Annotated in this window: 7 protein-coding genes; 5 read left to right on the top strand and 2 right to left on the bottom strand. The window is 36.3% G+C overall.

The genetic code is table 11. The features are described from left to right. Positions 1-225: 225 nt before the first annotated feature. The 3 genes from H9635_RS03280 (at position 226) to H9635_RS03270 (ending at position 4,983) form a co-directional block, all read left to right on the top strand. Complete coding sequence (locus H9635_RS03280) at positions 226-1,287, top strand: CAP and S-layer homology domain-containing protein (RefSeq protein ID WP_191698708.1); 1,062 nt, start codon at positions 226-228, stop codon at positions 1,285-1,287. Between the two features lie 282 nt (positions 1,288-1,569). Then, complete coding sequence (locus H9635_RS03275; RefSeq protein WP_191698707.1) at positions 1,570-2,508, top strand: C40 family peptidase; 939 nt, start codon at positions 1,570-1,572, stop codon at positions 2,506-2,508. 474 nt (positions 2,509-2,982) lie between these two features. Continuing rightward, a complete protein-coding gene (locus tag H9635_RS03270) occupies positions 2,983-4,983 on the top strand; it encodes an N-acetylmuramoyl-L-alanine amidase (protein WP_225231099.1) in 2,001 nt (666 codons plus the stop codon). Between the two features lie 269 nt (positions 4,984-5,252). Here the strand turns inward: H9635_RS03270 and H9635_RS03265 are convergent, their stop codons facing one another. After that, entirely contained in the window at positions 5,253-7,265 is a 2,013-nt protein-coding gene (locus H9635_RS03265) for an S-layer homology domain-containing protein (protein ID WP_191698705.1), read from the bottom strand. A 295-nt stretch (positions 7,266-7,560) separates the two neighbouring features. Continuing rightward, positions 7,561-7,827 carry a multidrug ABC transporter ATPase gene (locus tag H9635_RS03260; protein WP_191698704.1) on the bottom strand — a complete coding sequence of 89 codons (267 nt, stop codon included), beginning with the start codon at positions 7,825-7,827 and terminating at the stop codon, positions 7,561-7,563. A 322-nt stretch (positions 7,828-8,149) separates the two neighbouring features. On the opposite strand from H9635_RS03260, the gene H9635_RS03255 reads away from it, so the two are divergent. Further along, complete coding sequence (locus H9635_RS03255) at positions 8,150-9,640, top strand: O-antigen ligase family protein (RefSeq protein WP_191698703.1); 1,491 nt, start codon at positions 8,150-8,152, stop codon at positions 9,638-9,640. A 206-nt stretch (positions 9,641-9,846) separates the two neighbouring features. After that, complete coding sequence (locus H9635_RS03250; RefSeq protein ID WP_191698702.1) at positions 9,847-12,117, top strand: S-layer homology domain-containing protein; 2,271 nt, start codon at positions 9,847-9,849, stop codon at positions 12,115-12,117. Positions 12,118-12,378 lie beyond the last annotated feature (261 nt).

Genomic DNA, 12,378 nt, shown 5'->3' with positions numbered 1-12,378 from the left:
ATTAGCTTAATAGATGGAATTTTTTACTTGTAATCTTTTGAAAAATTGATAATATAAAAAAGTGTTACAATACCTTTTGCGTTATTCGTAAAAGGTATATTTTTTTGTTCTTTAAGGAAGAAAAGTAAGAAAGTAAAAGATAATGGCAGTGCGAATAATTGTGAAGCTTGCAAATTTATCATAGTATAATAGTAAGAAATGACAGATTAAGGGGGCTTTTTTGGGTTGAAACGATTTTTAGCAACGGGGTTTATTATTGCTTGTCTATTTCAAATGCAAACTCCAACGTCTTATGCACAAACGGCTCCAAAATTTACTGATGTAAAAAGTAGTTATTGGGCAGCACCGATAATTTATGAACTAGCAGGAAAAGGCTTTATGGAAGGATTTGCAGATGGCACCTTCAAGCCGAATAGTATGACCACTCGTGCAGAAGCGGCTAGTATAATAGCGCGAACTATGGGGATAGATTTGACAACTGATTTTGTCCCAAACTTTAGCGACGTACCAAGCAATCATTTATATTATAAGGAAATTACTAAATTGGCCGAATTAGGGATCATTCAAAATGAAAGCAAATTTAATCCTGAAGAACCGTTAAAGCGCGCACATATTTCAAAAATGATTGCCCTTGCCTATGCAGTTGAAGTTGATTCAAAAAATAAAACGAAATTCAAAGATTTACCTAAAGGCTATTGGGCAAAGGACTATATTGAATCATTGGCGGATGTAGAGATTGTAAAGGGGAAGACAGCTACCAAATTTGAGCCAAATGAATTTGTAACCCGCGCACATGTAGCTGCATTAACAAAGCGCGGTATGGAATTTAGACAAAAGGTCCAAAACTTAGAAATAGTTTATGACCTTTTACAGAAAGACTATATCGATACAGTTAATCACCATAAGCAATGGGAGAAGAAAATACTGGATTTAGTTAATAAGGAACGTAAAAATGAGGGATATTCAGCAGTCAATCAAGATTTGAAGTTGACACAACTTGCCATTATAAAGGCAAAGGACATGGTAAAACGTAACTACTTCGAACATTATTCAAAGTTTTACGGGAATCCATGGGATTTGGCAACATTGTTTGACTATGAATATACAAGCTATGGTGAAAATATAGCCCGTAATTTCAAAACACCTGAAACGACCGTTGCTGCATGGATGGCTTCACCGAAACATCGGGAAAATATTTTAAAAAGTACGTATACTCATATGGGAATCGGTATTGAAAAAGATAAAAATGGTAAATATTATGTAGTTCAGCATTTTTCTAGTAAATAATATGGTAAATTCTAGTGTTCTACATTACAGTAATATTACAACGAGAGTTTAATGATAAGTTAATTTCTATTTAAAACACGGAATCCCCGCTTAAACGCAGGGATTCCGTGTTTTTTGTTTTTATATTAAAAATACTATAACTGTTACACAAGTGAAAAATAACATCACAACATTATATGTTACCCTGTTAATAGGTTAAATAAACATGAACAAACAAGTTTTCTGTTATGTTATACCTCGAATATAGTATTTGAGGCCTATTTGAAGGGAGTTTCAATTCAAGTGAAAAAGAAAATTTTATTACCGATCTTTGCAACTTTCATGATTTTTTCAGGTGTAGGGACGGGTACAAATACAGCACAAGCATCATCAGCTTCAGAATTAACAGCAACAGCTTCTAAATATATCGGTGTACCATACGTTTATGGAGGGACTACAGCTCGTGGGTTAGATTGTTCTGGTTTCACTAAATTAGTGTTCAGTCAATTAGGATATGATTTAAGCCGTACAGCAGCTGCTCAATATAAACAAGGGAAAGCCGTTTCAAAATCAGATTTACAACCAGGCGATTTAGTATTTTTCAATACTAGCGGCGGAGTATCTCACGTAGGTATTTCATTAGGCGGTAACAAATTTATCCATGCTGGTACAAGCACAGGCGTAACAGAAGCTAATATAACTTCTTCTTATTGGGCGAAAAGATATGTAGGCGCTAAACGTGTAGCAAGCTTTGGCGAAAGTGAAAAAGTAGTTGCAGCAGCATCTTCAATTGAAAAAGAGGAAGTAAAGAACTCAGCAATCGATTTCACTGTTTATGCTTCACGTGGTGAAGTAGCGATTCAATTGGCAGAAACTTTAGGTTTAGATACATCTGATACAAATTCACCGTTTACGGATATTAAATCATCTTCAAAATATGCAGGTGCAGCAACAGCACTTTATAAACTAGGCATTTTCACAGGTGACGAAAACGGCAAATTCAATGCAGGTTCACCATTAACACGTGCTCAAATGGCAAAAGTATTAGTAAAAGCATTTGATCTAAAAATGGCATCAGACAATTTAAAGTTTACAGATGTCCCAGCATCACATTGGGCACATAACGACATTTCGATTTTAGCATCAAACGGCATCACAAATGGTAAAGGTGATGGCACTTTCGGTACGAACGACAATGTAATGCTTAAACATTTAACGGCTTTCATTAACCGTTTACAATAATTAAATAATAAGATTCAGTAACTTCTACATATATCAATAGATATAACTTGCAGGGAAGTACTACTTATGAGAAGCACAAACAGAAACTGTTTGTGCTTCCTTTTTATTGTGTGGGAAGTAGAATGTTTGATGGGAAAAGTGGAAGCATGCGCAAGCAAAGTAGAACAGGACGCTGTGTAAGTAGAATTTTTTGTTGCTAATGTGGAACAGTTTGCGACAAAAATAGAAGGCGTGTACTTTATTAGAACTTCTCGAGTAGAAAGACTATTTTGACTAAAGTAGAAAATTTGATTAGAAAGTATACCCATCCACTCGAAATGTAGAACCTCTCATTCCAAAGTAGAAGTACTCACCTCTAATTAATTCCTATAAAATAGAAAAATATCAATTTACTAACTTTACTGCATATTAATTTTATGAATTATTTGGTAAAATGATAATTATCTAATAGAAGGGAGGATTTATACATTGTCTATGCGCAGTTTCATCATGACGGTGACAATCATCTTCATGTCAATGTTCCCATTAAATATGGCAAATGCCAGCACAAGCTTTGCCGATGTCCCTTCTACAAACGGGGCATACGGAGAGATTTCTTATTTAGTAAATGCAGGTGTCATCAAGGGGTACACTGAAAATGGGAAAACACTGTACAAGCCAAATGCACATGTAACGCGTGGACAAGCGGCAAAAATGGTCGTTGTTGCAACGAAGAACAAACCACTAACTGTACAAAATTCTTCGTTTTCTGATGTGACAATAGGAACGGAGCTTTCAGGATATGTAGAAAGTGCAGTAAAATTAGGATTTTTCTCAGAGCAATCAAAAGGGAAATTTGCACCGAATACACCTTTAACACGTGAAGAAATGAGTAAAGTTTTAGCGATTGCCTTTAACTTAAATACTAACGAAACAGGTAAGCTGGAAGTGCCATTTAAAGATATTAGTCCGACATACAGCTATTATCCATATATAGCGGCTATTTACTTTAATGGAATTACAGTGGACGCAGAAAAGTATAATCCTAAAGATTCAGTAAAACGTTCGCAGTTTGCATCATTTATCGCGCGCGCATCGTCAGAGCAGTATCGTTTACCTTTGCCTGTTCAAGGAGTTAGCGTACCTGATGCTTCGGCTGCAATTGCTTCTGCTAAAGCTAAGGTTGATAATCTGAATGTACGATTATCCGCTTCTACTGCAAATGCCTCAAACGTTTTAACAAAAGTAAACACAGGCACACCATTTAAAGTTTTTGAAGTACAACAGGATGGTTGGCTGAAAGTTTCATATGAGGGGCGTTATGCCTATGTTTATAAAGATTATGTTGATTTTACTGATGAATCAGGACAGCTAATAAATAAAGTGCAAAAAAATGTTTACGCACTAAATGATATTCAAGTCTACCAAAAGCGTGATGTTAGTTCAGATATTGTAAGTTCAATAGCAGATAAAGAAGTAATTGCCGTTTATGGCACAGTAGGCAATTGGTATGTCACATTAGTCAATGGATTACCAGGTTATGTCCGCATTTCACAAACACAGGATACTTTGCCGGTAGAAGAAGTGGTGACACCACCTGTAGTAGAAGACAATCCGACAGTGGAACCTCCAACTACAGTAGTGGAAGAGGAACAAAATACGCCTGAACCACCTGCTGAAGGTGGAGCAGAAAATAGTCAGCCGGAAAAGCCACTGACACCTCCACAACAGCTATTAACGAATACAATTGGCAAAGCGACAGTTGATGCATTACATATTCGGGAGTCAGCGTTAGGTACATCTCGTTCGCTTGGTCAAATTAAACGAGGCACACTTGTGGAAGTACATTCATTATCAGGAAATTGGGCTGAAATAACGTATAACGGTATTAATGGTTATATTAATAAAACATATTTACAGCTACTTAACCAAACGGGTACGGCTGTGAAGGATCGCATTATCGTGCTTGACCCTGGACATGGCGGAAAAGACCCTGGAGCAGTTAAAAAGAATGCACGTGAAAAGGAAATCGTTTTAAAAGTTGCCAACTTAGTTAAGCAAAAGCTTGAAAAAGACGGTGCAACGGTAAAAATGACTCGTATAGGTGATACGTTCCCGAGCTTGGAAGAGCGTGTTAAATATGCGAAAAATGAAAACGGTGAGATTTTCATCAGTCTACATGCAAATGCAGCTTCAAAAGAAACGGCAAAAGGGACAGAAACATTTTACAGTGTGACGTCTAATGCAAATGAAAAAGAAGATTTTGCATTAGCAACAGCTATTAATAATGAAATTGTCAAAAATGCTAAAATGTATAATCGCGGTGTGAAGCGTGCCGATTATGTCGTTATTAAAGGACAAGTTATGCCCGCTGTATTAGTAGAGCTCGGTTTCTTAACAAATAGTGAAGATTACAATAAATTAGTATCTGATGACTACATCGAAATTTTTGCTCAATCTATTTATAATGGCATTGTCGAGTATTATACGAAATAGTTTTTAAAATCCAAGTTTCTTCTTTTTGAAGGAGCTTGGATTTTTTTATGTTGAAGTGGCGATTAAATTTGGTAAGTGGACATTATAAAATAAAAGTGGCGAATATCTCCCTGAAAATGTCTAATATGTGTTTGAAAGTGGATATTAAGTGAAGGTAAATGGCGATTATCTTTTAATTTTTGTCTATTAAAGGTTGTGAAGTGGCGAATATCAGTTTATATACAAAAAATCCAGCACCCCGATTAAAACCGAGGTGCTGGATTTTTAAGTTAATTTTCTGGAATAAGCTGAACTAAATCGGAGCGTACCCAACCGTGTTTAGCAGGGGGGTTATTATCTGAAAGAATCTTGTACCATACATAGCCGTCTGTACCCTTTGTTTCTTCGACGATTGCAACTGGGTAACCAAACACGCCTGTTTCACCTACATATTTTGCTTTATAAGTGAAGTGAACTGGTGAATTTGTTGATGGTTCTGTACGGACATTTACTAAATGACCGTTTTCATATGACACAAACGCTAATTTAGCTTGTTTGTAATCCTTTTTGCCGAATCGGTTGTCCATACGGTACATATGACCGGCAATCTTACTGCCCCAGAAAGGATCAGATGCGTAGTGAACATTCATACCCGACGTTTTATTGCCTGGTGCTGCTCCTTTTGCATAGCCGCCTGACTGCGGTGCATAATTTAAGTTCACATAGCGATTAATAAAGGCCATTACACTATCATCACGTGATGCATAAGTTTCACCTAATGTAGGATCAGTATCAAAAACTTTTATACCGAAAATATTATTTTTCGTTAAGGCATTTTTACTTACCCCGTAATCACCTTCGTGCATTGATGCCGCTAAAATAAATAAAGCATTAACATTATATTGTGCTTCTACCTGTTTCAACAATTTCCCCATACCGATTAAACGAGATTCTATCGGTGCTTTGGCGTATTGAGGAGAAGTTGGAATCGCCTGACGTTCCAATAATAATGTCATAATTATATTATCTAACTCTTCAGCAGTATAGTTAGAAGGCTGACGAATTGATTGGAATTGGAAGTAAGGATAATGTGTCCCTACTTTTTTCGTTAAGAATACATCTGAATAGAAGTTTACACCATCTTGGCTGTAATATTGTGTGCCACGCTGCATAAACGCAGGTGCTTCACTAATAACATAATCCCAATTATATTTTTGCGAAATATGATTATACGTACGATGTGTTAAGTAACCGCCTTCAACAAAATAGAAATCTTGTCCTTTAATTAAGCTTGTCGGTGTTAATGCTACTTCATCGATTTTCACATAGCCCTTTGTATCAGCTAATTGAACGATTGCATATTGATCATTGCTTCCAAAGTATTTAAATTGAGACCCTTTCGTAGCATATGATAACGACTTCGTAAATTTTTGATCTGAATAAACCGTTACGGTAGTTGCAGTTGCAGAAGCAATACCTGCAGACATTTTAATAATTTTGTCGCCTTTTAATATAAGGTTTGAACCAGAACTATTTAACGCTGCTTCTGCTTGCTCATAGTTAAAGTAAACAGTAGGATTTTTATCAATGACACCCTTTGAAATTTTACCTACATAATAAACATTAGGATTTGGAGCAGGTGGTGTTACAACTTGATCTGAATTATTGTCATCCTCTTTTACAGCAAAATTTTGAATAGTACTGTTCATTCGGAATAAAAACGCAGCTGCATGACCGATTGTTGCATTTCCTTGTGGATCAAAAAACACACCTTTGTTTGTATGTGATCCACGGATAATATTGTAATAAACATTTGTAGCGACAGCAGGCTTAAATTGGTTGCTGATTTTGTTATTGTCTTTAAACGTTAAAGGTTGTCCATCAAGCGGCACGTTAGAATAGCGAAGCGCTTTTTGTAAAAAGCCTGCCATATGCTGACGTGTAATCTTTTCATTTGGACGGAATGTGCCATCCGGATAGCCACTTAAAATATTTGCCCCTGCAGCAGCCTGAATATCAAGTGTAAGTTCATTGCCAGCTTTTAAATCTTTAAAAGTATATGTAGAAGAAGCTGGTAACTGAAGTGCACGAGTTATATATGAAGCGAATTCGCCACGCGTAACAGCGCGGTTCGGGTTATAGTTACCTTTACTGTCAGGTCGTATAACACCTAGATTTGACCAATATGTTAATTCATTCACCATTTGGTGGCCTTTTATATCATTTGCATGAGATGTTGACTGTGTTGTAAAAGACAAAGCTACGACAAAAGCGAGTGCTAGTCCAATTATTTTTTTAAACACATATTCACGCTCCTTTCCCTATTGGTTATTTTAACAATTTATGTGAGTGAATAATAGAAAAATAGTAATTCTTTATCCGTTTGTAATATAATTGTAAAAAAATGGTTTTACGGAAGTGTGATAGAGAAAAATGAAGTAGATTTAACAATATGAAGCTATATGCTAAACCTACTTGGTAAATGAAGGAGATTAAGCTTAACAATAAAAGGTGTGTAGAAGTAAATGGGAGATTTGGAGACAAAGTGTGGAGGATACGATTCAAATAACTGGTGACTTACATATGAAACAAGAAACTTTATATATTTAAAGCCTTGGAAATTTTTTTTACTTCTTTAGTTAAATAATTTAGCTGTTCTTGAATACCTTTTATATCCACGTTATTGTTCGTATTATTAATTGTCAGTTGCTGTGCTTCTTGTATAGCAAGTGCAGTCGCAAACGTAGAAATCCCTTCAGAAAGCGTAGCTAATAAACCTGCTATAACCTCAAGTGAAGCTGCCTGAAGGACTGGTGAGTTCTCCGGAATTGCTTCAGTATTTTTTTTGCGGTTATTATTTTGCAATGCTATGACCTCCAAACTAGTGTTATATACATCTTATGGAGATAATGAGCAAATATGAATATTGATCAGAAATTTGGTGAATAACTTAGTTTAACAATAGCGCAAGCTCCTCGTGGTGGCGCCTTCACAAAAATACCGAATATATCAGCAAGCTTCTATTAAACTTTATTCTTTTAAAACGGCATTCCTATAATATTAATATGTGTTTTGTATGAACATTGTATTATAATTGTAACCATATTATACTTAAGTTCGTCTTAATCCACATGAGCAAAACTCATCTAAATAGGGAACTACATATAAGAAAGGGTTTGGGACATCTATGAAGGACATTTCTGTCAAAATGAATAAAAATGAGTGGCTCGAAATCTTGGGAGCACTGATTGTACTTTGTGCGGCAACACTGCTACCACCAGCTATAGCACAAATTAGTACGGCAATATTCTTTGTGCTGTTTGCATTTTTTAAGCCATTTCAAAGTTTAGTGATCTTAGTACCGTACGTAATTTTCCGTACACTTTTTATTGAACTAAACCCTGGACTTAAACTAATAGGAGATTTAATAACGATCGTAGTATTGTTACGAATGTTCCTGTTGAATACAAAGAAATTTAAAACATGGTTCCACTTTAAACCATTTGAATATTTCTTTTTTGCCTTTTTAATTTTTGGGGCGGTTATCGGTTATAAAAACGGTGTATCACTTGGAGCGATTGTGTTCCAATTACGTACATTCGGCGTAATGTATTTGTTGTATTATATTATTAGCCGAAGTGAATTGCCGAAAAATTTCCTTGTAAAACTTGCTTGGGTGACTGTATTTTCAGGTGCCATCATTTTTGTGCAAGGTATCGTCGAAAAATTATCGATGCGCCAATTATTAATGCCAGAAGTTTGGACTCAAAAGATCCTTTCATCTACTAACTTTGTGCGTATATATGGAATGCTTAACAATCCAAACTCATTGGCTTTAGTCATGTTCTTTGCAATCAGCGCGGTATTTTTCCTGCGTTGGGTATATAAAGATACTGAATTTAAATGGAGTCTACGTATCGCGCAAGTGGCATTCTTTGGTATGCTGTTACTGACATTATCTCGTGGTACTTGGATCGCAGCGTTCGTATTCGTCCTTTTCTTTATGCTATTAGCACGCAATTGGCAGCTATTGAAGAAGATAGGCGTTACGTTGATCGTATCCATTGTATTAATTTATTTACCAGTCAACTGGGGCGTTACATTTTTACAGAACTTAGGTGTAGAAAACACAGTAGCACCAGATGAAATTTCAGGCGGAATCAGTAACCGCTTCACTGAAACATTTTCAGATGACACACTGGAGTTAATGCAGGAAAGCGGTCGAATGTTCTATATTAAAAAGGGAATTGAAGTATTAAAAGATTACCCTATTACAGGTGCGGGCTTTGGTACATTCGGTGGTTCTGCAACGTTATCATATGATTCACCAATTTATGAGGAGTACGGAATTCGTTCAGATATTTACGGTGGTAAGAACTTCTACTCTGATAACCAATACATCCAAGTTATTGCAGAAACTGGCGCGGTAGGTGTGCTTCTATTTGCAGGCTTCCTATTGGCAATGGTATGGATGTACTGGAAGGAACGCAAAACTGTATTCGGCCAATATTTATTTGGGTTATGGTTTGCAACAGGTGTAGCAGGTTTCTTCTATAATATTTGGGAATTAAAAGTATATGTGCTCTTTTACTTTATTCTCTTTGGTATATTTGCAAGCACGCGCACGATGTACCCAATGCTCAAACTTAGCGATTATGAAAAACAAAAAGCAGAATAATATGAATGGAACTACCTCTTGTAAGGTAGTTCTTTTTTGATTTCTACTAATTTTTCTTAAAACATGTAATTTTATGTTGAAAAGTATGATTTTTTGTAAAATGTAACAAAAGATTAATAGTTTCTTTGGCAAAAATTTGTTAAGGTAAGATATAGGTAAAAAGAGAGGAAGGTGACTTGCTTCAAATTACACAGGAAGCACATATTATGAAAACAAAAAAATCCTTAATTTTAGCAATGTTAATGGTGTTTGCATTAATTTTCAGTACACCACAATTTGCTAGTGCAGCACAATCGACAAATGACTCGTATCCGCTATCGCCAGGGGTAAAATATTCAAACTATACACATAAAGGATCAAAAACGAATATAGTAAATCACTTAGAAGTAGATTTAGCTAATTCTTTTACTAAAATTGGTTTAGGTTTACCAAACCCTATTAATACTCTGATGACGACAACGCAACATGCGAATAATCGTTCAAAGGAAGGGAACAGAGTAGTTGGTGCTATCAATTCCAACTTCTATAATATGGGTGATGGCTATCCTTTATATTTGATTTCTCAATATAACACAATCGTAACACCAAGCGTTATATCTAGCTCAAGCTCCAATTATGTAAGTCAGCCGATTGCTTTCGGTATTACGAAGGATGGTAATGGTGAAATTGCATACTACAACAGCAAAATTAACGTTACATACAATGGTGAGACAAATGAAGTAAATGGTCTGAACGTAAAGCGCGGAGATAATGAAGCGGTTATTTATACACCACAAAACCATAGTTCAATGACGCCAAATGGTGGAAAAGGTATGGAATTTATTGTGGAAACCGGGAATACAATTGGCTCTACAAAATTCGGTCAAACGTTAACTGGGAAAGTAACAGCAATTCGCGGCTATGATGATGAAGCGAAGGCAAAAATTCCCCGTAACGGTTTTGTACTTTCATTTAATGGCTCGAATTGGGGCGATAAATACAGAGGTATTAAGATTGGTGATGAAATTTCAGTAAATTTCTCAATCGATAACCGCTGGATGGATGCTCAGTTTATGATGGCGAGTGGTCCATTACTAGTACTAGACGGCAAGAAAAATGTAACAATGAACGAATCAAGTTCACGTGCGAGAGAAACTGCGCCACGTACAGCGATTGCAATTAGTAAAGACAAGAAGAAGGTACACTTAATTACAGTAGATGGACGTGTTAGTTCAAGTGCTGGGATGACATTAACGCAGTTTGCAGATTATTTAGTAAGTCTTGGATTTGATCGTGCCATCAATTTAGATGGTGGTGGCTCAACAACGATGGGTATACGTAAATATGGAAGTAATACAGTAGTATTAGCGAATACACCGTCTGGAGGCACACAACGTCGCGTTTCTGCAATCATTGAAGCGATTAGTACAGCACCAACAACAAATGCTCCAAAACATATCCAAGTAACTCGTGATAAAGTTGGCACATTATTAGTGGGAGCAACAGTAAAACTTACACCAAATTATGTGTTGGATGAGTATTACAATCCACTACCGATGAATGCAAGTGATTTTACGATTACGCCACAAAATAATACAGTTTCAGTAAATGGCTTAAGCTATACAGCAGTTTCTCCAGGATCTGAACGATTAACTGTATCGAATCAAGGTGCTGTTCAATCGATTAGCTTTAATGTAGTGGATGCACCAGCCGGACTTTCCATTTCAGGTATAACAGGACCGGTTGAACCAAATGCATCAATTCAGTTAAAAGCAAATGTTACTGGGGCAAATAATGAACCGTTAATTTATAATGATTCACAAATTCAATGGTCAATAGATGGAGATATTGGTTCAGTATTTAGTTCGGGTGTATTCAAATCAAATGGTAAAGAAGGTACTGCCCGTGTAACGGCAACATTAGGGACGAAATCTGTTTCTAAGGAAATCGTTGTAAAGGCAGCAGAAAAGGCATTGTTTAAAGATATTTCAGTAAACAATCGATATAAAACTGAAATATCATATTTAGTTGAAAATAAATTAATCAGTGGTTATCCGGATGGAACATTTAAACCGGAATTAGCTTTAAATCGTGGTCAGGCGGCTGTTCTGTTAACGCGTGCATTAGGTTTATCAACAAAAGATGTTGCGAACCCTGGATTTAGCGATTTATCAACGAACAACACATATTATGGTGCAGTTGCTGCTATTGTCCAAGCAGGTATTATGAGTGGTACAGGTTATGGCAAGTTCGAGCCAGGTAAACCTTTGACTCGTGCACAAATGTCAAAAATTCTTGTTGAAGCATATGGCTTAACAGGTACAACTGCTGCCAAATTCAAAGATGTAAGCACAAAGCATTGGGCGTATGATTATATTCACACTTTAGCGGCAAATGAGATTACAACGGGTTATGAAGACAATACATTCAAACCGGGTGTAGAAGTATCACGTATGCACTTCAGTTTATTCTTATACCGCACAATCACACAGCAATAAATATTCGAGAGCCTTTGTAAAGCTGCAGCGAGGAATCGCAGCTTTTACAAAGGCTTTTTTGTGGGGAAACAGAGGAGAGTGGGGAGAGAGGGAGGAACAAGTGAAATGAAGTTAAAGCGAAGGAATATTGAATGGAGATTTATATTAATAAATAAGGTGGGCAAAATTAAGATAAGTAATTTGAACCGGTTGTAAGTATTAGAGAATATCGCTTTAAAAGTAGAACGTCCCTTGGCAAAAGTAGATCCTAGTACACCGGAA

This window comes from Solibacillus faecavium (assembly GCF_014836905.1).
Lineage (GTDB): Bacteria > Bacillota > Bacilli > Bacillales_A > Planococcaceae > Solibacillus > Solibacillus faecavium.
The sequence above is the reverse complement of the archived record's forward strand: the minus strand, read 5'-3'. Positions and strand labels throughout refer to the sequence as shown.

Coding starts and splice junctions, on each gene's coding strand:
- H9635_RS03270 (WP_225231099.1), top strand. CDS start 2,983: ATGCGCAGTTTCATCATGACGGTGACAATCATCTTCATGTCAATGTTC.
- H9635_RS03255 (WP_191698703.1), top strand. CDS start 8,150: ATGAAGGACATTTCTGTCAAAATGAATAAAAATGAGTGGCTCGAAATC.
- H9635_RS03250 (WP_191698702.1), top strand. CDS start 9,847: ATGAAAACAAAAAAATCCTTAATTTTAGCAATGTTAATGGTGTTTGCA.